General features: G+C 68.7%; 22 protein-coding genes. 13 read left to right on the top strand and 9 right to left on the bottom strand.

The annotated features are described in order from the left end of the window. The first annotated feature begins 21 nt into the window (after positions 1-21). Positions 22-402, top strand: coding sequence for an arsenate reductase (glutaredoxin) (gene arsC / locus BM133_RS02385; protein WP_093431384.1), 381 nt, complete (start codon positions 22-24; stop codon positions 400-402). Here the strand turns inward: arsC and queG are convergent. Continuing rightward, complete coding sequence (queG, locus tag BM133_RS02380) at positions 399-1,493, bottom strand: tRNA epoxyqueuosine(34) reductase QueG (RefSeq protein ID WP_177224693.1); 1,095 nt, start codon at positions 1,491-1,493, stop codon at positions 399-401. The two genes, arsC and queG, sit on opposite strands and share 4 nt — an antisense overlap. On the opposite strand from queG, the gene tsaE reads away from it, so the two are divergent. The 3 genes from tsaE to BM133_RS02365 all read left to right on the top strand — a co-directional run bounded on the left by tsaE (position 1,479) and on the right by BM133_RS02365 (position 4,075). After that, positions 1,479-1,994 (top strand): tRNA (adenosine(37)-N6)-threonylcarbamoyltransferase complex ATPase subunit type 1 TsaE, encoded by a 516-nt coding sequence (gene tsaE, locus BM133_RS02375; protein ID WP_093431383.1) that lies wholly within the window; start codon positions 1,479-1,481, stop codon positions 1,992-1,994. The two genes, queG and tsaE, sit on opposite strands and share 15 nt — an antisense overlap. Then, positions 1,991-3,529 carry an N-acetylmuramoyl-L-alanine amidase gene (locus BM133_RS02370; RefSeq protein ID WP_093431381.1) on the top strand — a complete coding sequence of 513 codons (1,539 nt, stop codon included), beginning with the start codon at positions 1,991-1,993 and terminating at the stop codon, positions 3,527-3,529. Before tsaE ends, BM133_RS02370 begins: the two co-directional genes overlap by 4 nt. 261 nt (positions 3,530-3,790) lie before the next feature. Then, a complete protein-coding gene (locus BM133_RS02365) occupies positions 3,791-4,075 on the top strand; it encodes a glycine zipper domain-containing protein (protein WP_093434973.1) in 285 nt (94 codons plus the stop codon). 63 nt (positions 4,076-4,138) lie between these two features. On the opposite strand, the gene BM133_RS02360 is transcribed toward BM133_RS02365, so the two are convergent. Then, complete coding sequence (locus tag BM133_RS02360) at positions 4,139-4,801, bottom strand: DedA family protein (RefSeq protein WP_093431380.1); 663 nt, start codon at positions 4,799-4,801, stop codon at positions 4,139-4,141. A 49-nt stretch (positions 4,802-4,850) separates the two neighbouring features. Between BM133_RS02360 and BM133_RS02355 the strand changes: the two genes are divergently transcribed. Together BM133_RS02355 and BM133_RS02350 are read left to right on the top strand one after the other, a co-directional pair. Then, on the top strand, positions 4,851-5,375 hold the full coding sequence (locus tag BM133_RS02355; RefSeq protein ID WP_093431378.1) for a GNAT family N-acetyltransferase: 525 nt from the start codon (positions 4,851-4,853) through the stop codon (positions 5,373-5,375). Beyond that, positions 5,372-6,310, top strand: a complete 939-nt coding sequence (locus BM133_RS02350) for a LysR family transcriptional regulator (RefSeq protein WP_093431376.1) — start codon at positions 5,372-5,374, stop codon at positions 6,308-6,310. Before BM133_RS02355 ends, BM133_RS02350 begins: the two co-directional genes overlap by 4 nt. A gap of 12 nt (positions 6,311-6,322) precedes the next feature. On the opposite strand, the gene BM133_RS02345 is transcribed toward BM133_RS02350, so the two are convergent. From BM133_RS02345 to BM133_RS02335, 3 genes are read right to left on the bottom strand one after another with little or no spacing between them, the layout of a single operon-like run. Continuing rightward, positions 6,323-7,684: an MFS transporter gene (locus BM133_RS02345; protein WP_093431375.1), complete on the bottom strand. Its 1,362-nt coding sequence runs from the start codon at positions 7,682-7,684 to the stop codon at positions 6,323-6,325. A 49-nt stretch (positions 7,685-7,733) separates the two neighbouring features. Then, complete coding sequence (locus BM133_RS02340; RefSeq protein ID WP_093431373.1) at positions 7,734-8,555, bottom strand: fumarylacetoacetate hydrolase family protein; 822 nt, start codon at positions 8,553-8,555, stop codon at positions 7,734-7,736. Positions 8,556-8,607: 52 nt separating this feature from the next. Then, complete coding sequence (locus BM133_RS02335; protein WP_093431372.1) at positions 8,608-10,398, bottom strand: IlvD/Edd family dehydratase; 1,791 nt, start codon at positions 10,396-10,398, stop codon at positions 8,608-8,610. 235 nt (positions 10,399-10,633) lie between these two features. Here BM133_RS02335 and mutL point away from each other — a divergent pair, with 235 nt between their 5' ends. Together mutL and BM133_RS02325 are read left to right on the top strand one after the other, a co-directional pair. After that, entirely contained in the window at positions 10,634-12,517 is a 1,884-nt protein-coding gene (gene mutL / locus BM133_RS02330; protein WP_093431370.1) for a DNA mismatch repair endonuclease MutL, read from the top strand. A 278-nt stretch (positions 12,518-12,795) separates the two neighbouring features. Beyond that, complete coding sequence (locus tag BM133_RS02325; RefSeq protein WP_256219036.1) at positions 12,796-13,764, top strand: alpha/beta hydrolase; 969 nt, start codon at positions 12,796-12,798, stop codon at positions 13,762-13,764. Positions 13,765-13,894: 130 nt separating this feature from the next. On the opposite strand, the gene BM133_RS02320 is transcribed toward BM133_RS02325, so the two are convergent. Genes BM133_RS02320 through BM133_RS02310 form a run of 3 tightly spaced genes read right to left on the bottom strand, consistent with a single transcriptional unit; the run spans position 13,895 to position 17,009 of the window. Next, the gene (locus BM133_RS02320) at positions 13,895-16,141 is read right to left on the bottom strand and encodes a xanthine dehydrogenase family protein molybdopterin-binding subunit (protein WP_093431367.1); all 2,247 of its coding nucleotides are present in this window, start codon (positions 16,139-16,141) and stop codon (positions 13,895-13,897) included. A 12-nt stretch (positions 16,142-16,153) separates the two neighbouring features. Beyond that, positions 16,154-16,627: a (2Fe-2S)-binding protein gene (locus BM133_RS02315; protein WP_093431366.1), complete on the bottom strand. Its 474-nt coding sequence runs from the start codon at positions 16,625-16,627 to the stop codon at positions 16,154-16,156. Positions 16,628-16,667: 40 nt separating this feature from the next. Further along, positions 16,668-17,009 (bottom strand): c-type cytochrome, encoded by a 342-nt coding sequence (locus tag BM133_RS02310; protein WP_256219035.1) that lies wholly within the window; start codon positions 17,007-17,009, stop codon positions 16,668-16,670. Positions 17,010-17,236: 227 nt separating this feature from the next. On the opposite strand from BM133_RS02310, the gene BM133_RS02305 reads away from it, so the two are divergent. From BM133_RS02305 to BM133_RS02295, 3 genes are all read left to right on the top strand, one after another. Then, positions 17,237-18,145 (top strand): AraC family transcriptional regulator, encoded by a 909-nt coding sequence (locus BM133_RS02305; protein WP_093431364.1) that lies wholly within the window; start codon positions 17,237-17,239, stop codon positions 18,143-18,145. 65 nt (positions 18,146-18,210) lie between these two features. Continuing rightward, positions 18,211-19,236 carry a tRNA (adenosine(37)-N6)-dimethylallyltransferase MiaA gene (gene miaA, locus BM133_RS02300; RefSeq protein WP_177224692.1) on the top strand — a complete coding sequence of 342 codons (1,026 nt, stop codon included), beginning with the start codon at positions 18,211-18,213 and terminating at the stop codon, positions 19,234-19,236. Continuing rightward, complete coding sequence (locus BM133_RS02295) at positions 19,233-19,883, top strand: ABC transporter ATP-binding protein (protein WP_093431361.1); 651 nt, start codon at positions 19,233-19,235, stop codon at positions 19,881-19,883. The genes miaA and BM133_RS02295 overlap by 4 nt, the downstream gene beginning before the upstream one ends. 6 nt (positions 19,884-19,889) lie before the next feature. On the opposite strand, the gene BM133_RS02290 is transcribed toward BM133_RS02295, so the two are convergent. Continuing rightward, the gene (locus tag BM133_RS02290) at positions 19,890-20,846 is read right to left on the bottom strand and encodes a threo-3-hydroxy-L-aspartate ammonia-lyase (protein ID WP_093431359.1); all 957 of its coding nucleotides are present in this window, start codon (positions 20,844-20,846) and stop codon (positions 19,890-19,892) included. Positions 20,847-20,960: 114 nt separating this feature from the next. On the opposite strand from BM133_RS02290, the gene BM133_RS02285 reads away from it, so the two are divergent. Both BM133_RS02285 and BM133_RS02280 read left to right on the top strand, forming a co-directional pair. Continuing rightward, positions 20,961-21,674, top strand: a complete 714-nt coding sequence (locus BM133_RS02285; protein WP_093431358.1) for a GntR family transcriptional regulator — start codon at positions 20,961-20,963, stop codon at positions 21,672-21,674. Continuing rightward, on the top strand, positions 21,671-22,546 hold the full coding sequence (locus BM133_RS02280; RefSeq protein WP_093431356.1) for a phytanoyl-CoA dioxygenase family protein: 876 nt from the start codon (positions 21,671-21,673) through the stop codon (positions 22,544-22,546). The genes BM133_RS02285 and BM133_RS02280 overlap by 4 nt, the downstream gene beginning before the upstream one ends.

The following is a 22,546-nucleotide window of genomic DNA, read 5'->3' as shown; positions in this document are numbered from 1 at the left end:
GCTCTTCCGATAATCGACGCCATGACCGCACGCACCCCCACCACCGATTACCCGATGACGATCTACCACAAGCCCAACTGCAGCACGTCGCGCAACGTGCTGGGCTTGATCCGCGAAAGCGGCGTGGAGCCGACGATCGTGCTGTACCTGGAGACGCCGCCTTCGAAGAAGAAGCTGCGCGAACTGGCCAAGGCCATGGGCATGACGGCGCGTGACCTGCTGCGCACGAAGGAAGCGCCCTATGAAGAACTGAAGCTGGCCGACCCGAAGTGGACCGACGACCAGTTGTTCGATGCGATCGTGGAGAACCCGATCCTGCTGCAGCGCCCCATCGTCGTCTCGCCGCGCGGCACGCTGATGTGCCGGCCGTGGGAGCGCGTGCGGGAAATCCTCTCCGCCTAAGGCCGTGGCGAAGGCCGTGGGTCCACGGCCTGCTGGGCCAGGCCCCATGCAACGTGTTCGCGCACAAGTTCGCTCGGATGCCCGGCGCGCGTCGCGAGCGCCTCCCTCGCACCGCTCTCGCCCGATCGCACCGCGTTGCCCAACGCCACCGCGATGTTGCGCAGCCACCGCTCGTGCCCGATGCGGCGTATCGGGCTGCCCTCGGTGCGGCGAAGAAAATCGTCTTCGGTCCACGCGAAGAGTTCGGCCAGCGTGCGGCCCGTGAGCCCTTCGCGCGCGTCGAAGTCGGGCAGCGCGCTCTTTTTGGCGAACTTGTTCCAGGGGCAGATCAGCTGGCAGTCGTCGCAGCCGTAGATGCGGTTGGCCATCAAGGGCCGCAGCGCTTCCGGGATCGGCCCGCCGTGTTCGATGGTGAGGTACGAGATGCAGCGCCGCGCGTCCAGCCGCCCCGGCGCGACGATGGCCTGCGTCGGGCACACATCGATGCAGGCGCTGCAGCTGCCGCAATGCGCGGTGACGGGTTCGCTCTCGGGCAGCGCCATGTCGATGTAGATCTCGCCGAGGAAAAACATCGAGCCCGCATCCCGGTCCAGCACCAGCGTGTGCTTGCCGCGCCAGCCCTGGCCGCTGCGCGAGGCGAGCTCGGCCTCGAGCACCGGTGCCGAATCGGTGAACGCGCGGTGGCCGAAGGGGCCGACCTCCTCGGCGATGCGCTCGGCCAGTTTCGCAAGCCGGTTGCGCAAGACCTTGTGATAGTCGCGGCCCCGCGCATAGACCGACACGATGGCCTCGCCGGGCCGCGCGAGGCGGTCGAACTCGACGGCCTGCCAGTCGGGCGGCGTATCGCGCGGCAGGTAGTCCATGCGCGCGGTGATCACGCTCACCGTGCCCGGCACCAGTTCCGCCGGACGCGCGCGGCGCGTGCCGTGCGTTGCCATGTATTGCATCTCGCCATGGAACCCATGGGCCAGCCATTGCATCAGACCGTCCTCGGCGCTCGATAAATCGACGCCCGCGATTCCGATTTGGGAGAATCCGAGTTCCCGGGCCAAAGCCTGAATACGAACAACGAGTGGATGGCTGACGATCACTTGCCGATTGTAGAAACGCCCAAGGGCATCCCCCGCACCCGCATCCTGCGCTGGGGCAGCGAAGCCGACACCGACGCCTTCGCGCGATCGCTCGCCGCCTCGCCCGCGTTGCGCGATGCCTTCATCGCCCTCGAAGGCGACCTGGGTGCCGGCAAGACCACCTTCGTTCGCCACCTGTTGCGCGCGCTCGGCATCCAGGGCCGCATCAAGAGCCCCACCTACGCAGTGGTCGAGCCGCATGAGGCACCCGACGGCCTCGCGATCTTCCATTTCGACTTCTATCGCTTCGCCGACCCGCGCGAATGGGACGACGCCGGCTTCCGCGACATCTTCGCGGGCCCGGGCCTCAAGCTGGCCGAGTGGCCGCAGAACGCCGCGGGCCGCACTCCACCTGCCGACCTAGCTATTAAAATAGAAGCAATGACAGACGACACACGCAGCGTGACCCTCCTGGCGAACACCCCTCGCGGCAGCGATCTGCTGGCGCGCATCGCCGCATGAAGGCGGGCGGCCTGAAACGGCGCGTGCTGCTGCAGGGCGGCAGCATCGCGCTGATGCTCGGCGTGCACCAGATCGCACGCGGCGCCACCATCCTCGCCGTGCGCGTCTGGCCCGCGGCCGACTACACCCGCGTGACCATCGAGTCCGACGCGCGGCTCACCTCGCAGCAACTGGTGGTGGGCAGCCCGCCGCGGCTGGCCGTCGACATCGAGGGCATCGAACTGAACAGCGAACTGCGCGAACTGGTCGGCAAGATCAAGCCGGGCGATCCGTACATCAACGGCCTGCGCGTCGGGCAGAACGCACCGACGGTGGTGCGCATCGTGTTCGACCTGAAGCAGACGGTGCGCCCGCAGGTGTTCTCGCTGGCGCCCGTGGCCGCCTACAAGCACCGGCTGGTGCTCGACCTGTATCCCGAGCAGGCCATCGATCCGATGGAGGCGCTGATCGCCGAGCGGCTGCGCGATGCGCCCAAGCCGGGCACCGGCACCGGCACCGGCAGCAGCAACAACGGCTCGGCGGTGGCGGGCATTGCGCCGTCACCCGCACCCGTGCCGGGCGCCGCTCCCGCGCCGGTGCGCCCCGCGATGCCTGCGGGCGATCCGCTGGGCGATCTCATGGCGCAGCAGTCGATGCGCCCGGGCCCCGCGGCACCTGCGCCGCCCGTCGTGGCAGGTGTCGACCGCCCCTTCGCACCGCCCGTGCTCGTGGCGCCGGCGCCGTTGCCGCCCGTGGTGGGCACCGCGCCGGTGAGGCCCGTGTCGCCCCCCGTCGCGGCCGCCCGCGGTGGCGCAACGGCCAGCCGCACCGACCGCATCATCATCGTGGCGCTGGACCCCGGCCACGGCGGCGAAGACCCCGGTGCCACCGGCCCCAGCGGCACGCGCGAGAAAGACATCGTGCTGCAGGTCGCGTTCCGCCTTCGCGACCGCATCAACGCGGGCAGCGTCAACGGCAACCCGATGCGCGCCTTTTTGACGCGCGATGCCGACTTCTTCGTGCCGCTGGGCGTGCGCGTGCAGAAGGCCCGGCGCGTGCAGGCCGACCTGTTCGTGAGCATTCATGCCGACGCGTTCACCACGCCCGCCGCGCGCGGCGCCAGCGTGTTCGCGCTGAGCCAGAGCGGCGCATCGAGCAGCGCGGCGCGCTGGCTGGCCAACAAGGAGAACGATGCCGACAAGGTCGGCGGCGTGAACGTCGGCAACCACGAGGCGCAGGTGCAGCGCGCGCTGCTCGACATGAGCACGACCGCGCAGATCAACGACAGCCTGAAGCTCGGCGGCGCGATGCTCGGCGAGATCAAGGGCATCGGTGCGCGACTGCACAAGGGCGAGGTCGAGCAGGCGGGCTTCGCGGTGCTGAAGGCGCCGGACATTCCGAGCGTGCTGGTGGAGACGGCCTTCATCAGCAATCCCGAGGAAGAAGCCAACCTGCGCCGCGTCGACTACCAGGAGAACCTGGCCGACGCGCTCATGCGCGGCATCCAGCGTTACTTCGCGCAGAACCCGCCGTTGGCACGCAGTCGCCAGCTTTAGGCTCGCTCCCAGGCTTCGCGCACTTCGTGTCGCTTCTCCTGCCCCCTACCGGGGGCGACACCAGCGGCCCGGCCAAGCCGGTTCTGCGGTGTCCCGCGAGAGCGCATGGGCGGCGCTTTGCGCCTTGTAAAGCCAAAGCTCGCTTTTTGTCCCACGCGGGGCGGCCCGTGACACCGCACAGGCAGGCGCGGCAGGCTCCTACACAGGGTGCACGGGCCTTTTGCCGATGATGAATCCATCATTAATCGAAAGGTGGACATCATGAAGACACGTCTCTGGATCGCTGCGGCGGCTGCCACTTCGGTCATGGCCATTGCAGGTTGTGCGAGCGGCCCCAACCAGAACCTCGGTACTGGCGTGGGCGCGGTCGGCGGTGCGCTGGTGGGCAATGCCATCGGCGGCAACACCGGCAGCACGGTAGGCGGTGCGGCCATCGGCGGCCTCATCGGCAACCAGGTCGGCCGCAACGCCGACGAGCGGAACTACAACCGCCAGCGCTATCCGCAAGGCAGCGGCTATTACCCCGGCAACGGCCCGAACTACTGATCGACCGTTCGCATGAGAAAAGCGCGTCATCGACGCGCTTTTTCTTTGGCTGAAAGGAACGGCTCAGGCCTGCGCGGCGGCCCGCGCCTTCTCCGCCTTCGAGGCGCGCCATGCGCCGAAGATCGCCAGCAGCCCCGGCACGAAGATCAGCGCCCAGATGATCTTGTCCAGGTGCTGCCGCACGAACGGCAGGTTGCCGAAGAAATAGCCCGCGGTCGCGATGCCCAGCACCCAGATCAGCGCGCCCACCACGTTGAACATGGTGAACTTTGCGCGGCTCATTTCCGCCACGCCCGCCACGAACGGCGCGAAGGTGCGGATGAAGGGCATGAAGCGCGCAAGGATGATGGTGATGCCGCCATAGCGCTCGTAGAACCCATGGGCCTGGTCGAAAGCCTTGCGGTTGAAGAAGCGCGAGTTCTCCCACTGGAAGACCTTCGGCCCGAAGTAGCGGCCGATCGAATAGTTGCACTGGTCCCCGAGAATGGCTGCTGCGATCAGGATGCCGCAGGCCAGCGGAAAGTTCATGAGCCCCGCACCGCACAGCGCCCCCACGATGAAGAGCAGCGAATCGCCTGGCAGGAACGGCATCACCACGGCGCCGGTCTCCACGAAGACGATCAGGAAGAGCAGCGCATAGACCCAGGGGCCGTAGGCGATGACGAAGGCCTCGAGATGCTTGTCGACGTGAAGGATGAAGTCGATGAGATAGCTGATGATTTCCATGGCCGCGGATTATCCTTGTTGACGTCTTGAGCCCCTTTCGAATCACCCCATGATCCATATACGCGAAGCCCTCGATGCGGACTGGCCCGCCCTCTGGGCCGTCCTCGAACCGACGTTCCGCCGCGGCGACACGTACACCTACCCGCCCGATGTGGGCGAAGATACGGCCCGCCATTCGTGGACGAAAGTGCCCACCCTGACCTTCGTGGCCTGCAACGAAGAAGGCACGGTGCTAGGCACCTATGTCATCCGCCCCAACCAGCCCGGCCAGGGCGCGCATGTGAGCAACTGCGGCTATGTGGTGTCCGAGGCCGCGCGCGGCCTAGGCGTGGCCTCGGCGCTGTGCGAACACTCGCAGCAGCAGGCCCTGCGCATGGGCTTTCTGGCGATGCAGTTCAACTTCGTCGTGTCCACCAACGAGCGCGCGGTGCGGCTCTGGCAACGGATGGGCTTTGCCATCGTCGGCACGCTGCCGGGCGCTTTCCGGCATCCGCAGCAGGGCTTCGTGGATGCCTTCGTCATGTACAAGCAGTTGCAAAATTCCGTGGATACCGGGGGCACAGGCGCGGCATGAAGAAGATCGATCCACGGCTCCTGCAGGCCTTCGTGGCGGTCGCGCGCGAGGGCTCGGTGTCGCGCGGCGCGCAGCGCCTCTTCCTCACGCAACCGGCGGTGAGCCTGCAGCTGAAGGAGCTCGGCGCACTGGTCGAGCTGGAGCTGTTCCAGCGCACGCCCACGGGCCTCCTGCTCACGCGCGACGGCGCGGCGCTGCTGAACCACGCCGAGCACGCGCTCGAAGGGCTGAACGATTTCGCGGTGGCCGCGGACCGGCTCAAAGGCGGCGTGCGTGGGTCGCTGCGCATCGGCACCATCCTCGACCCGGCGTTCACGCGGCTCAGCCCGCTCCTGAAAGAGCTGGTCGCGCTCGCGCCCGAACTGGAGACCGAGCTGCACCACGGCACCAGCGGCGAAGTGCTCGCCAAGCTCCTCGGCAAGGAGCTGGACATCGGCTTCTACCTGGGCGACCCCGATGCAAGCGACTTGCCGCAGGCCAGTTCGGCCGCACGGCGCAGCGACGGCAAGACCTTCCACTCGGAGGTGCTGACGCGCTTCGCCTACCAGGTGATCGGCCCGAGCGGCTGGGCGCCGCAGGTGCTGGGGCGCGAATGGCCCGACCTGGCCTGCCTGCCATGGGTGCTCGCGCCACCGACCTCCTCGCATTCGCGCCTGCTGGCACCCGTGTTGCAGGCGCACCGGCTCGTGCTGAAGAAGGCAGCGCAGGCCGACCAGGAGACATCGATGCTCGCGCTGGTGCGCGCAGGCGTGGGCATTTCGCTGGCGCGCGATGCCGTGGCATTGCGCGCCAGCCAGCGCGACGGGCTGGTGATCGCCGACCGGGTGAGCATCGACTGCGACCTGCGCTTCGTCTGCCTTGCCGGGGCGCTCAAGCGCCCGGAGGTGGCCTGCGCCCGGCAGGCCCTGTCGCGTGCATGGCGGCGCGCGCTCTGAACTGCGCGGGCCTCAGACCCGGCGCTGCGCCATCGCATTGAGCGCGGCGTCGGGCCGCGCCGCACCGCGCACCGGCGCGGCCGCGACACGGCGCCATCCCTTGGGCATGCAGGCCAGCATCAGCGCTGCGAGCAGTGCCGCGCTTCCCAGCGTGTACAGCCCGGCCGCCGAGCCGCCGTGGTGCTGCTCCACATAGGTCCTGAGGCTAGGCGCCACAAAGCCGCCGAGGTTGCCGATGGAGTTCACCAGCGCGATGCCCGTGGCAATGCCCAGCCCCGAGAGCCGCTCCGACAGGAAGGCATAGAAGATCGGCGTGCCCGAGAGGTAGGTCGAGGCGCCGATCGACAGCACCGCGATCGCGAAGACGGGCGAGCCATGCGCCGACAGGCACACGCAGACGCCGAAGATCGTGTACAGCGTTGCCACCGTGACGCGCCGCCGGTCGTGGTGGCGGTCCGACCAGCGCGTGACGAAGTACACGACGAACAGCGCCAGCACCCACGGAATGCTGGTGACGAGGCCCACCATGAGCCCGATCTTCTGGCCCAGGATCTGCGCCACCTGGCTCGGCAGGTAGAAGATCAGCCCGTAGGCGGCGATCTGCACGATGAAGAAGTTCACCGCGAAGAACATCACCTTCGGGTTGCGCAGCGTCTGCATCACCGTGTGCGGGCTGTCGACCGATTTCTCGGCCGCCTCCTGGTCGAGCACGGCCTGCAGCGCGTCCTGCTGGGGCCGCGTGAGCCACGGGGCGGCATGCGGCCGGTCCACGATCACGAAGAACGCGACGATGCCCACCACCACCGCCATCGCGCCCTCGATCAGGAACATCCACTCCCATCCCTTCAGGCCGCCGATGCCGTGCATGTCGAGCAGAGCGCCGGAAACCGGCCCGCCGATGACCAGCGCGCCCGCAAAGCCGAACAGGAGGATGCCGTTGGCCTGCGCCCGCACCTTCGCGGGGAACCAGTAGGTCAGCGTGAGCAGCACGCCCGGGTAGAAGCCGGCCTCCGCGATGCCCAGGAGGAAGCGCAGCACGTAGAACGACACCTCGCTGGTGGCGAACATCATGGCCGAGGCCACGAGCCCCCAGGTCACCATGATCCGGCACAGCCAGATGCGCGGGCCGACGCGCGAGAGGATCACGTTGCTCGGCACCTCGAAGATCGCGTAGCTCACGAAGAAGATGCCGGCGCCCAGCGCGAAGGCGCTGTCGCTGATGCCGGTGTCGATCTGCAGCGCGTTCTTGGCGAAGCCGACGTTGACCCGGTCCAGGATCGACATGATGTACATGACGATCAGCATCGGAAGAAGGCGCCAGCGCGCCTTGCGGATCGCGCCGCTCACCAGGCCGCTGTAGGGGCTCGTTGTCATTGTTGTTGTCTCCGGGGGGTTGTTGTGTCCGTGCGGGTGGGCCGGGCCGTCAGCCGCGGGCGACGGCGCCATGGACGGGGTTCGTGACCGCGCCCAGGCCATCGATCTCCACCGTCACCACGTCGCCGCGCTTCAGGAAGCGCGGCGGCTTGAGCCCGAGCCCCACGCCCGCGGGCGTGCCGGTGAGGATCAGGTCGCCGGGCTCCAGCGTCATGGCGCGCGAGAGGTAGGCGATGAGGTACGCAACCGAAAAGATCATCTCGCGCGTGTTCGACGACTGCACCGCCTCGCCGTTGACGCGGCAGTAGATGCCCAGCGACTGCACGTCGGCGATCTCGTCGCGCGTCACCAGCGTGGGCGCCAGCGGGCAGAAGCCGTCGAGCGACTTGCCACGCACCCACTGCGCCTCGCCCAGCTGCACGTCGCGCGCGCTCACGTCGTTGGCCGCCACGTACCCGAACACGTGCGAGAGCGCATCGGCTTCGCGCACGCCGCAAGCGCGGCGGCCGATGACGACACCGAGCTCGGCCTCCCAGTCGACCTTCTCGGTGAAGCCTTCGGGCCAGGCGATCGGGTCGCCGTGCGCGGCCAGCGTGTTGCCGAACTTCGCAAAGATGACCGGCTTCTCGGGGATGGCCAGGCCCGTCTCGATGCAGTGGTCGCGGTAGTTCGCGCCCACGCAGACGATGTTGCGCGGAACGAGCGGGGCCACCGGCTCCACGCTCGCGAGCGGCACGGCCGCACCGTCATCGCGCCAGTCCGCGCCTTCCACGATCGCCTGCAGGTTCGGCGCATCGACCGGTTGCAACGCGCCCTCCTTCACATAGCCCACGCGCAGGCCGTCCTGCGTTCGAACAGTCATCCACTTCATTACTCGACTCCGATGGTTGAAAAAATCTGGCTTCGCTGCGCCGGTGGTGGCGTCAGTGGTTGCGGCGCGGGATGCCCGCCGTCTGCGCAACGCGCTGGTACTTGGTGGCGGGCTTGAGCACCATCCCTTCCGAGAGGGTGTCCACCATGGCGCGCTGGATCTCCTGCCAGGGCGTCTGGCTCTCGGGGATCGGGTAGCCGCCGCTCGCTTCGAGCGCACGCGCACGCGCCTGCAGCACGTCGTCGCTCACCAGCATGTTCACGGTGCGGTGCTTGAGATCGACGCGCACCTCGTCGCCGGTCTGCAGCAGCGCAAGGCCCGCGCCGGCGGCCGCCTCGGGCGAGGCGTTCAGGATCGAAGGCGAGCCCGAGGTGCCCGACTGCCGCCCATCGCCGATACACGGCAGCGCCGACACGCCGCTCTTGAGCAGGTGCGCCGGCGCGCGCATGTTGACCACCTCGGACGAGCCCGGATGCCCGATGGGGCCGACGCCGCGCATGAACAGGATGCAGCGCGCGTCGATGTCGAGCGACGGGTCTTCGATGCGGCGCTCGAAATCTTCCGGCCCGTCGAACACGATGGCGCGGCCGACGAAGGCGTCGGTATCGCCCGGCGTGCTGAGGTAGCGCGCCCTGAACTCGTCCGAGATCACGCTGGTCTTCATGATCGCGCTGTCGAACAGGTTGCCCGACATGACCAGGAAACCGGCGTTCTCCTTCAGCGCATTGCCGAAGGAGCGGATCACGTCGGCATCCTTCACCGGCGCATCGGCGCAATTGACGGCCAGAGTCTTGCCGTTGACGGTGAGCGCGTCCTCGCGGATGAGGCCGTGGCGATGCAGTTCCGCCACCACGGCCGGCACGCCGCCCGCGCGGTAGAACTCTTCGCCCAGGTACTTGCCGGCCGGCTGCATGTCCAGGATGAGCGGCACCTCCAGCCCGACGGTCTCCCAGTCCTGCACGGTCAGGTCCACACCCGCGTGCTTGGCCACGGCGACCAGGTGGATCGGCGCATTGGTCGAGCCGCCGATGGCCGAGTTGACGACGATCGCGTTCTCGAAGGCCGAGCGGGTGAGGATGTCCGAGGGCTTCAGGTCCTCGCGCACCATCTCCACGATGCGGCGCCCCGTCTCGTAGGCCATCTGTCCGCGCTCGCGATAGGGCGCCGGAATGGCGGCGCAGCCGGGCAGGCTCATGCCCAGGGCCTCGGCCAGCGCGTTCATCGTGCTGGCCGTGCCCATCACGTTGCAATGGCCGGCGGAGGGCACCGTGGAGGCGACCAGGTCGATGTAGCCGGGAAAGTCGATGCTGCCCTTGGCAAACAGCTCGCGCGCCTTGAACAGCGTGGTGCCGGTGCCCGTGCGCTGTCCCTCGTGCCAGCCGTTGAGCATCGGCCCGCCCGACAGGATGATCGCGGGGATGTTGGCGGTGGCCGCGGCCATGAGCGCGGCGGGCGTGGTCTTGTCGCAGCCGGTGGTGAGCACCACGCCGTCGATCGGGTAGCCCGTGAGGATTTCCACCAGGCCCAGGTACGCGAGGTTGCGGTCCAGCGCGGCGGTGGGCCGGCGCCCGTTCTCCTGGATCGGGTGCATCGGAAACTCCATCGCGATGCCGCCCATCTCGCGGATGCCGTCGCGCACGCGCTGCGCCAGCTCGCGGTGGTGGCGGTTGCAGGGCGTGAGGTCGGAGCCGCTCTGCGCGATGCCGATGATGGGTTTGCCGGACTGCAGTTCTTCGCGCGTGAGGCCGTAGTTCAGGTACCAGGCCAGGTGCAGGACCGAGAGTTCGCTGTGCTCGGGGTTGTTGAACCACGCGGCGGAGCGGAGGGGGCGGGTTGTTGTCATGGCGTCTCTGTTCAGTGGGGTGAGCGGAAAGAGCGCGCGAGACGGCCCCTCGCGAGATGGCTTTTCCATCGCGATTCGGTCGGGTGTCTCCGGTGCGTTCTTGTGGTGCGGGCGCAAGCTTAGGCAAAGGCCTTCGCGGGCGCCAATGAGATCGGTTGAGGAGCCGTATAAGCGCGCCAAATACACCGAAATCCCGTGTGACACCTTGAATCCCCCCGGCTTTTAGAATGCCCCGGTGAGCGCACTACCCTCCTCCATCCCCCCCTCCCCACGCCGCCCGATCCGCGAATTGCCCGACGAGCTGATCAGCCAGATCGCCGCCGGCGAGGTCGTCGAGCGGCCGGCCTCGGTGGTGCGCGAGCTGCTCGACAACGCGCTGGACGCCGGCGCGAGCCAGGTCACCGTGCGCCTGGCCTCGGGTGGCGTGCGGCTGATTTCGGTGGAAGACGACGGCCTGGGCATTCCGCGCGAAGAACTCACGGTCGCCCTGCGCCGCCATGCGACCAGCAAGATCGCGAGCCTGGACGACCTGGAGACCGTCGGCACCATGGGCTTTCGCGGCGAGGCGCTCGCTGCCATCAATGCGATTGCCGAGCTCAGCATCCTCTCCCGCTTCACCGGCGCCGACAGCGCCTTCGCGCTCGATGGCCGCACCGGCGAACTGCGCCCCGTGGCGCGCTCGGTCGGCACGACCGTCGAGGTGCGCGAACTCTTCTTCGCGACGCCCGCGCGCCGCAAATTCCTCAAGACCGATGCCACCGAGCTGGCCCATTGCATCGAGGCCGTGCGCCGCCATGCGCTGGCACGGCCCGAGGTTGGCTTCTCGGTCTGGCACGACGGCAAGCTGGTCGAGCAATGGCGCGCCGCCGACGCACGCGAGCAGCGGCTGGCCGATGCGCTCAGCGACGACTTCGTGGCCAACAGCGTGGCCGTCGAGCGCCTGGGCGGCGTGGTGCGCGTGGTCGGCCGCGCCGGCATTCCCGATGCGGCGCGCTCGCGCGGCGACCAGCAGTTCTTCTATGTCAACGGCCGCTTCGTGCGCGACAAGGTGCTCTCGCACGCGGTGCGCAGCGCCTACGAGGACGTGCTGCACGGCCAGCGCCAGCCGATCTACGCGCTGTACCTGGAGATCGATCCGTCGCGCGTCGACGTGAACGTGCACCCCACCAAGATCGAGGTGCGCTTTCGCGATGGCCGCGAAGTGCACCAGGCGGTGCGCCACGCCATCGAGGACGCGCTGGCCGCGCCGCGCGCCGGGGACGCCGCGGCGCCGTCCGGTGCGCCGCAGCCCTTCTTCAAGGAAACCGCGCTGCCCGAGAGCGCGAGCTGGTCGCAGCCGGCCATGAATTTCGTGGCACGGGAGCGCGGCGCCGGCGATTTCGAGGCCATGTGGCCGCGCCGCACCGACGAGCTCGGGCACGCGCCCGATTCCACGCCCTCGCACTGGCCCCTGACGGGCGCGGCGCCGATGACCTTCCGGGCCCCCGTGGGACTGGAAGAGCCCGCCGCAGCCTCCGCCTCTACCGACGAGGAAGCCTGGCCCCTGGGCCGTGCGCTCGCCCAGCTGCAGGGCATCTACATCCTGGCCGAGAACACCCAGGGCCTGGTGGTGGTGGACATGCATGCGGCCCACGAGCGCATCGTCTACGAGCGGCTCAAGACGCAGCTCGATGGCGCCGCCATCACCAGCCAGCCGCTGCTCATTCCGGCCACCTTCGCGGCCACGCCGCAGGAAGTGGCCACGGCCGAGGCCTGCGCGGAGGTGCTGCCCACGCTGGGGCTGGAAATCACCGCGTTCTCGGCACGCACGCTCGCGGTGCGCGCCGTGCCCGGCACGTTGGCCGACGGCGACCCGGTCGAGCTGGCGCGCAGCGTCCTGGCCGAACTGGGCCAGCACGACGCCAGCACCGTGGTGCAGCGCGCCCAGAACGAACTGCTGTCCACCATGGCCTGCCACGGCGCCGTGCGGGCCAACCGCAAGCTCACCATCGACGAGATGAACGCACTGTTACGCCAGATGGAGGCGACCGAGCGTTCGGACCAGTGCAACCACGGCCGGCCCACCTGGCGCCAGCTGTCGATCCGCGAGCTCGACACGCTGTTCATGCGCGGCCGCTAAGCAATAACCCCAGGAACGCCGAGGAACCGGCTTTGCCGGGCCTCTGGCGTTGCCCCCGGTAGGGGGGTAGGCGAAGCGACACGAAGTGCGCGCAGCCTGGGGGCGAGCCCATTTCTTAGGGTTTTGGCGGGTCATCCGAGGACCGGGCACGCACGTTGCATGGTCTCAGCAAAGCGCCGATGAGCGCTGTTTCGGGGGGTTACCAGGGCGCAACACCGGCGCGTCGTGGTGAAAGTGGATGAAACTTTCGGCCGGCATCGCTGTCCCTCAACCCCATGATGAAACGCTGGACCCTCCTCGCGTCTGTCCTCTCGCTTTGCGCCCTGCTCGCCGCCGGGTGCTCCACGCTCGACGAGCAACAGCGCGAATGGATCTTCCAACCCAGCGACCGCAGCTGGGGCAACACCGCCACCATGACCGAAGGGATGCAGGACGTCTGGATCGATTTCCAGTCCTCCATCAGCGGCGAACCCGCGCGCCTGCACGGCCTGTGGCTGGGCGGCGCCCCCGAAACCACCGACACCCCCGTGCTGCTGTACCTGCACGGCGCCCGCTACAACGTGGCCGGCTCGGCGCCGCGCATCCAGCGCATGCACGAGCTGGGCTTCTCGGTGCTGGCCATCGACTACCGCGGCTTCGGCAAGAGCTCCAAGGGCCTGCCTTCGGAGGAATCGGCCCGCGAAGACGCCCGCGCCGCCTGGACCTGGCTGGCCGCACGCCACCCCAAGCAGCACCGCTACATCTTCGGCCACTCGCTGGGCGGCGCCATCGGCATCGACCTGGCAGCGCATGTGAACGACGAGAGCGGCACGATCGTGGAGAGCACCTTCAGCTCCATCGCCGACGTGGTCAGCAGCTTCAAGTGGGGCTGGCTGCCGCTGGGACCCTTCATCACGCAGCGCTTCGAGGCCATCAACACCGTCAAGGACATCGGCGCGCCGCTGCTGGTGGTGCATGGCACGGCCGACAGCCTGATCAACCCCACGCTGGGCCGCAAGCTCTATGACGCGGCCACGGTGCCCAAGCTCTTCGTGCTGGTCGAAGGCGGCTCGCACCACAACACCAATTCGGTGGGCGAGGCGCAGTACCGCGCGGCGCTGACGCAGCTGTTCCGCATGAAGCCCGACAGCATGATGGCGCGCAGCCAGCCGAAGCTGTCGCCGCCCTCGCTGGCGCTGCCGCCGGCGGTGTCGCCGCAGGACGTGCGCGGCGAGGCGCGCGCGAGCAGCGTGCCCGCGGCGATCTGAAGCCCGATCCGTTTGCCGTTGGCCCGATCCGTTCACGCTGAGCCTGTCGAAGCGCTGCGCGACGCTTCGACAAGCTCAGCCCGAACGGCTCTGGCTCTGGTCCTTGCAGACCACCTGACCCAATACCGCATCAAGCCAGGTTGAACGGCAACTGCCGCAACGGCTTGCCCGTGATCTGCGCCACGGCATTGGCGAACGCGGGCGCCAGCGGCGGCAGCCCCGGCTCCCCCATCCCCTTGGGCGCATCGGCGCTGGGCACGATGTGGATGTCGAACTCCGGCACCTGCGTGATGCGGGCCACGGTGAAGTCGCCGAAGTTGCCCTGCTGCACGACGCCGTCCTTCAGCGTGATCGCGCTGCCGGCCAGGCACGTCGACAGCCCCATCACCGCCGCGCCCTGCACCTGCGCTTCCACGCTGCGCGGATTGACGACCAGGTTGCAGTGCACGCCGCTGGTCACGCGGTGCAGCACCGGCTGGCCGTCCTTGACCGAGGCCTCCACCACATAGGCCACCACCGACTCGAAGGACTCGTGCACCGCCACGCCCCAGGCGCGGCCGTCCGCCAGCTTCTTCTTGCCGTAGCCGCTCTTGTCCACGGCCAGCTGCAGCGCGGCGCGATGGCGCGGGTGCTTGTCGCCGAAGAGCTGCATGCGGTAGGCCACCGGGTCCTGCTTCGTGCTGCGAGCGATCTCGTCGATCAGCGTCTCCATCACGAAGGCGGTGTGGGTGGAGCCCACGCTGCGCCACCACAGCACCGGCACGTTGACCTCGGGGTGATGCACCGTCAGGCGCATCGGCACCGGGTACGGATCGCGCATGCCCTCCACCGCCGTGGCGTCGATGCCGTCCTTCACCATCATGCCGGCGAACACCGTGCCCGAGGTGATGGACTGGCCCACGATGACGTGGTCCCACGCGAGGATCTTGCCGCGCTCGTCGAAGCCGATGCGCGCGCGATGCAGGTGCATCGGGCGGTAGTAGCCGCCCTTGATGTCGTCCTCGCGGCTCCACAGCAGGCGCACGGGCGCGTCCAGGCCCGCAGTACGCGCGGCCTTGGCGATCTGGCAGGCCTCGACCACGAAGTCGCTCGAGCCCACGAAGCGCCGGCCGAAGCCGCCGCCCGCCATCTGCACGTTCACCTTGACCTGCTCGGGCTTGAGGTTCAGCGTGCGCGCCGCGGCCTGGCCGTCCAGATCTGCGGACTGGGTGCCGACCCACAGCTCGGCGCGGCCGTCCGACAGCTTCACGGTGCAGTTCAGCGGCTCCATCGGCGCGTGCGCGAGGTACGGAAACACGAACTCGGCCTCCAGCTTGCGCGGCGCATTGGCCAGCGGCGCCATGTCGGCGTCGAACTTGCGGTGGCCGGGGCGGCCGGCCAGCTCGCGGTACTGGGCCAGTTGCTTGTCGGAATCCACCTTTTCCGCGGCGGCCGTGTCCCACTGCAGCTTCAGCGCATCGCGGCCCAGCTTGGCCGGCCAGTAGCCGTCGGCCACCACGGCCACGCCTTCGGCGCCGCGGTCCAGCGGAATGCGCACCACCGCCTTCACGCCCTTGACGGCGCGTGCGGCGCTGTCGTCCACCGACGTCAGGCGGGCGCCGAACACGGGCGGATGGGCCACCACCGCCGTGAGCTGGCCGGGCTGCCGCACGTCGATGCCGAAGTCCTGCCGTCCGCTGCTCTTGGCGCGCTGATCGAGGCGCGTGGTCGCGCGGCCGATGATGCGGAAATCCTTCGGGTCCTTGAGCACCACCTTCTCGGGCACCGGCAGTGCCATGGCTGCTTCGGCCAGTTCGCCGTAGCCCAGCTTGCGGCCACCCGGGCCGATCACCGTGCCGGCTTGCGTCCGCAGCGTGGCCACGTCGACCTTCCAGCGAGCCGCCGCGGCCGACAGCAGCATGGCGCGGGCGCGCGCGCCCAGTTCGCGGTACTGCGTGAAGCTGTTCTTGATCGTGTTGGAGCCGCCGGTCAGGTGAATGCCGAAGAGCGGGTCGGCGTAGGCAGCATCGTTGGTGCCGCTGCGGCTGCGCACCAAGGCCCAGTCGGCGTCCAGTTCCTCGGCCAGGATCATCGGCAGGCCGGTCTGCACGCCCTGGCCGAATTCGAGCCGGTTGATGGTCACCGTGACTTCGCCGTTGGGTGCGATCTGCACGAAGGCCGAGGGCTGCTGCGTAGGCTTCAAGCCACCGGCCGCCGGCTTCGCGCCGTCGGCCTGCGCCATGGCCAGATGGGGAAAGGCGCCGAGCACGAGGCCCCCGGCGCCGGCCATCTTCAGGAAGCTGCGGCGCGGCAGCGCGGCGGCCTCATCGGTCGGGGGCTGGGCCATCAGGCGCTGCAGCGCGCGCGGGAGTTCGTCGTAGTTGATGTTGGGCAACATGGTGGCGGCTCCTTAGGCGAGGTTGCGGGCCGCATCGGCCACGGCGGCGCGAATGCGCACATAGGTGCCACATCGGCAGATGTTGCCGGCCATGGCCGAATCGATCTCGTCCACGCTGGGCTGCTTGCCCTTGGGCAGCGACTTCAGGAACGCGGTCGCGCTCATGATCTGGCCGCTCTGGCAGTAGCCGCACTGCGCCACGTCGTGCTTGACCCACGCGGCATGCACGGAGGCGCCAACGGGGTCGCTGCCATCGGTGGTGGCTTCGATGGTGGTGATCTTCTTGCCCTCCGCGGCGGAGATCGGCGTGATGCACGAACGGATCGCCTGGCCGTCCATGTGCACGGTGCAGGCGCCGCACAGCGCGGCGCCGCAGCCGAACTTGGTGCCGGTCATGCCCAGCGTGTCGCGCAGGGCCCAGAGGATGGGGGTGCCGGGATCGGCATCGACCGTGTGGTCACGGCCATTGACGTGGAGCGTACTCATGTTCTTTTTCTCCGTAGGTGGGTCGTTGAAATGATCTGGTTCACTTGGCGCCGTCGAGCAGCCACTGCGCGAGCGCCTGCAGGTCCGCATCCGGAACCTGGGCCTGCGGCGGCATCGGCATCGCGCCCCACTTGCCCGAGCTGCCGGCCTTGATGCTGGCGGCCAGCTGCGCGGCCGTGCCCTTGCCGTCGCCGTACTTCGCGCCGATGTCCTTCCACGACGGGCCCACCACCTTGGTGGCGGGCTGGTGGCAAGCGACGCACGAATACTTCTGCGCCAGCGCCAGGCTCGCGGCGGCGTGCTGCGGCCACACGGCACCTGCGCCGAGGCACAGGACCATCGCGAGGGACGCGGTGATGGAGGCGGTCTTTTCTGTTTTCATCGTGGGATCGTGGAAAAAAGGGAGTTGTCGGAATCGACGGATGGCCCTCGGTGCATGACACCGCACGCACGCCGGCACATCGCGGGCCAGTGTCGGGCGAAGACCCTCCGGCCGTTTGCCCAATCCGCGCGTGTTCTTGCCTGAAACAACGAGACTGCACCGTAAACGCGCGGCGCACGAAATGCGCCAGCTAGACTTTTTCGTTGACGTCATTCGAAAGGATTCAGATGGAAGCGGCACAGCAAGAGGCATCGGGCGTCCTGGGCGACCTGACCCGGGCGGTCGCGCGCATTGCGCAGGGCGATGGCGACTACCTCACCGCCATTCCCGAGCTCTCCGTGCACCGCCGCAGCGCGACGACGGAGCCCATGCACTGCCTGTACGGCTTCGGCGTCGGCATCACCGTGAGCGGGCAGAAGCGGGTGGCGCTCGGCGAGGAGGTGTTCGACTATTCGGCGGGCCAGTCGCTGCTGACGACGGCCGACCTGCCCGTCGTGACGCACATCACGCACGCGAGCGCCGCACAGCCTTTCATGGGCCTCATGCTCCGGCTCGACCCGCGCGCCATCGTGCAGGCGGCGGCCGAGATGGCGTTGCCCCAGCCGGGCAAGGATTTCAGCTACCGCGCCATGTCGCTCGGCGATCTCGATGCAACGCTGCTGGGCGCAGTGACGCGGCTCATCGAACTGCTCCACGAGCCCCGGCTGCTCCCGCAACTCGCGCCGCTGCTGCAGCAGGAGATCCTGGTGCGGCTGCTCGCCGGGCGCCACGGCCCGCAACTGCAGCGCCTCGTGGCGGTCGGCTCGCCGAGCCAGCAGGTGGTGCAGAGCATGGCCTGGCTCAAGATGAATTTCACGCAGCCCGTGCTCGCAGATGATCTGGCCGCCTCGGTGCACATGAGCCCCTCGACCTTCCGGCAGCATTTCCGTGCCGTGGCGGGCATGAGCCCGATGCAGTACCTGAAGCAATTGCGCCTGCAGGAGGCGCGGCAGCTGATGCTGAACCAGGGCATCGACGCCGGCACCGCGGGCGTGCGCGTGGGCTACGAGAGCGCCTCGCAGTTCAGCCGCGAGTACGCGCGCCTGTTCGGCGCGCCGCCGCTGCGCGATATCCGGCGGATGCGCGAAACGACCTGAGCTGCCGAGGCCATCCGCGCCCCGCCCGCCGACCGGCGCGCGCCATTTGCTACCCTCGGCGCATCATGTTTCCCAGCTCCGCACCGGCCGCCGAGGCCGCTCCTACGGCATCGACCGCCGCTGCGCCCCCCGGCTTGCCGCGCTACGTGGCGCTCGCCGGTCCCACCGCATCGGGCAAGACGGCTGCCGCATTGGCCCTTGCGCGACTGCAGCCGGTGGAAATCGTCTCGGTCGATTCCGCATTGGTCTACCGCGGCATGGATATCGGCACGGCCAAGCCCACGGCCGCCGAGCAAGCGGCCGTACCGCATCACCTGATCGACATCCTCGACGCGCGCGAAAGCTACAGCGCCGCCGCCTTCGTGGCCGATGCGACGCGGCTCATCGGCGAGATCCGCGCACGCGGCGCGCTGCCGCTGCTGGTGGGCGGCACGATGCTGTATTTCAAGGCGCTGTTCGACGGCATCGACGCGATGCCCGCGGCCGATGCGGCCGTGCGCGCGCGCATCGACGCAGAAGCCGCCGAACGTGGCTGGCCCGCGCTGCACGCACGGCTCGCCGAGGTCGACCCCGTGACGGCCGCGCGCCTCGCGCCGCAAGACAGCCAGCGCATCCAGCGCGCGCTCGAGGTGTGGGAAAGCAGCGGCCAGCCGCTCTCCAGCTTTCATGCGAGCGACAACAAGACCGCCAAGGCCGTGAACGGCGGCGTGCTCTTCTCGCTCGAACCCACCGATCGCGCCTGGCTGCATGCGCGCATCGCCGATCGCTTCGACGCGATGCTCGCCGCGGGCTTTCTGGACGAAGTGAAGGCGCTGCGCGCGCGCGGCGATCTCTCGACCGACCTGCCTTCGATGCGCTGCGTCGGCTACCGGCAGGCGTGGGAAATGCTCGATGCATGCGGCACCTCCGTGCCCGACGCCAGGGCCATGGATGACCTGCGCGAGCGCGGCATCGCCGCCACGCGCCAACTCGCCAAGCGGCAGATCACCTGGCTGCGCAGCATGCCGCAGCGCACCGTGATCGCCTGCGACGCGCCCAACGCGGTGCAGACCGCCGTCCAACTGATCTCAAAGACCACCTCCCCCGGATGACGCTGCGCATTTCCAACCTCGGCAAGCACTATGGCGAAGTGCCGGTCTTCGAGAACGTGACGCTGGAAGTCCAGCCCGGCGAGTTCGTCGCCATCGTGGGCGAGTCGGGCGTCGGCAAGTCGACGCTGCTCAACTGCATGGCGGGCCTGGACAGCTGGGACCAGGGCACGGTGACGCACGACGGCACCGACATCGGCGCGCTCGACGGCGAAGCCTGCGCGCTCTGGCGCCGCAAGCACGTCGGCTTCGTGTTCCAGGCTTTCCATGTACTGCCGCACCTGGACGTGGCGCAGAACGTGTCGCTGCCGCTCATGCTGCTGGGCCAGAAAAAAGACGACGGCCGCGTCGCGCACATGCTCGACGCGGTCGGCCTGCCCGGCATGGGCGCGCGGCTGCCGCAGACGCTCTCGGGCGGCCAGCTGCAGCGCGTGGCGATCGCGCGCGCGCTCGTGCACCGGCCCGCACTGCTGCTCGCCGACGAGCCCACGGGCAACCTCGACCCGACCACGGCAGCGAAGGTGATGGAACTCTTGATCGGCCAGACGCGCGAGCACGGCGCCTCGCTGGTGCTGGTGACGCACTCCGAGAGCGCCGCCGCCCGTGCGGACCGCCTGCTGCACCTGACGGCAGCAGGCATCCGCGCCTGAAACGGCTTACGCGAGCAGCGACGCGTAGCGCGACAGGTCGACGTTGCCGCCGCTGATCACGATGCCCACGCGCTTTCCAGCGATGGCCTGGCCCGCAGCGATCGCGCCCGCGAACGCGAGGCACCCCGTCGGTTCCACCACCATCTTCATGCGCTCGGCGAAGAAGCGCATCGCCTCGACGAGCTGATCGTCGGTCACGGTGAAGATGTCGTCCACGTCGCGCTGGATGATGCCGAAGGTGTACTGGCCCAGGTGCTGCGTCTGCGCGCCATCGGCAATGGTCTTGGGCGTTTCGATGTGCACGATCTTCCCCGTGCGAAACGACTGCTGCCCGTCGTTGCCCGCCTCGGGCTCCACGCCGTAGACCTTGCAATCGGGCGAGAGCGCCCGCGCCGACAGCGCCGAGCCCGACAGCAGCCCGCCGCCGCCCAGGCACACGAACAGGTGATCGAGCGGCCCCGTCTCCTCGATGAGTTCCTTCACCGCCGTGCCCTGCCCCGAGAGCACGTCGGGATGGTCGTAGGGCGGAATCATCGTCATGCCGCGCTCTTGCGCGAGCCGCTTCGTGAGCGCCTCGCGGTCTTCGGTGAAGCGGTCGTACATCACCACTTCGGCGCCGTAGCCCTTGGTGGCCGCGACCTTGGCGGCCGGCGCATCCTTGGGCATGACGATCACGGCCGGCATCGACAGGAGGCGCGCCGACAGCGCGATGGCCTGCGCATGATTGCCCGAGGAGAACGCGATGACGCCGCCCTTGCGCTGCGCGGCATCGAATTTGGAGAGCGCGTTGAACGCACCGCGGAACTTGAACGCGCCCATGCGCTGGAAGTTCTCGCACTTGAAGAAGAACTGCGCGCCCCAGCGTTCGTTGGCGGTGGTCGATTGCAGCACCGGCGTGCGGTGGGCGTGGCCTTCGAGCCGCGCGGCCGCGGCGGTGACGTCGTCGTAGGTAGGTAGTTGCATGGGTCGAGCTTAGCGAAGGCTTACGTTTTTTTGCAGCCCTCGTCGGTAAAAACCCGGGATACGCGACGGTCCGGATCTTCGTACTCTGTATACAGAGTTCAAAGAAAGCCGCCCATGCCCGCCCAGCTCGTCAGCATCGAAGTCGCCCCCGACCTCGTCGACCAGGTCTATCGCGCCCTGCTCGGCGCCATCAGCAGCGGCTCGCTGGCGCCGGGCGAGCGCATCACGCAGGAAGACATCGCGCAGCGCCTCTCGGTGTCGCGCCAGCCCGTGCTGCAGGCGCTGCGCCTCCTGAAGAAAGACGGCTTCGTGCACGACGCGCCCGGCCGCGGCGTGCTGGTCGCGCCGCTCGATGCCGAGGGCATGCGCCACATCTACCAGGTGCGCGGCGTGCTCGACGTGCTGGCCGCGCGCCTTGCGGCGCAGCAGCGCTTTCGCATCGACCCCAGGCTCATCGAGCGCGGCCGGCGTGCCGCGCGCGGGCGCAATGTCGAAGCCATGATCGATGCCGACGTGGCCTTTCACCGCGCCATCTACGACGCCTCGGGCAACCCGCTGATCGGCCAGAGCGCCGACCCGCACTGGCGCCACTTGCGCCGCGCCATGGGCGCGGTGCTGCAGGCCGAGCCCCAACGCGAGTCGCTCTGGGACGAGCACGAAGCCATCGCCACCGCCATCGCCGCAGGCAACGCGGACCGCGCCGCGCGCCTGAGCGAAGAGCACGTCGCGCAGGCCAGTGAGGCACTGGCCCGGCGCCTGACCGAGCAGCAGGCCCGCAACGCACCCGACACCCCCACCCACAAAGCCCACAAAGGAGACAAGGCATGAAGCTGACCCCCGAGCAACGCGCGCAGTTCGAGCGCGACGGCTACCTGTTCTTCCCCGGCCATTTCTCGCCCGAAGAGACCAAGGCGCTGACCGATGCCGTGCCCGACCTCTACAGCAAGCGCGAGGCCTTCAACGTGCGCGAGAAAGGCTCCGACGCCGTGCGCACGAACTTCGCGGCGCACCTGATCAGCGAGCCCTTCGCCCGGCTCGCGCGCCATCCGCGCATGGTCGGCCCGGTGATGTATCTCTTCGAGGAAGAGGTCTACATGCACCAGTTCAAGATCAACGGAAAGATGGCCTTCGAGGGCCAGGTGTGGCAGTGGCACCAGGACTACGGCACCTGGCTCAACGACGACCTCATGCCCACCGAACGCGCGATGAACGTCGCGATCTTCCTGGACGACGTGAGCGAGCACAACGGCCCGCTGATGTTCATTCCGGGCAGCCACTGCAAGGGCGTGGTCGATGCCAGGCACGACCTCACGACCACGAGCTACCCGCTCTGGACGGTGGACAACGAGCTGATCGCGCAACTGGTGGACCGCGCTGGCGGCCGCAACGGCGGCATCGTCTCGCCCAAGGGCCCGGCCGGCTCGATGATCCTGTTCCACAGCTGCCTCGTGCATGCCTCGGGCAGCAACCTCTCGCCCTTCAACCGCGTGGCGGTGTACCTGAGCCTGTGCGCCGTGAGCAACCACATCCGCCGCCACAAGCGGCCCGAGTACATCGCGCACCGCGACTTCACGCCCATCGAGATGCTGCCGGACGACTGCCTCCTGAAGCCCTACCCCGTCGACGTGCCGTGGAAGCACGGCCTGCCCGAGAGCGCGCTGCAGACTTCGCTCGAAGTGCGCGACACCGCGGAGGCCTGA

It is taken from the genome of Variovorax sp. 770b2 (genome assembly GCF_900115685.1).
Taxonomy (GTDB): domain Bacteria; phylum Pseudomonadota; class Gammaproteobacteria; order Burkholderiales; family Burkholderiaceae_C; genus Variovorax.
The sequence above is the reverse complement of the archived record's forward strand: the minus strand, read 5'-3'. Positions and strand labels throughout refer to the sequence as shown.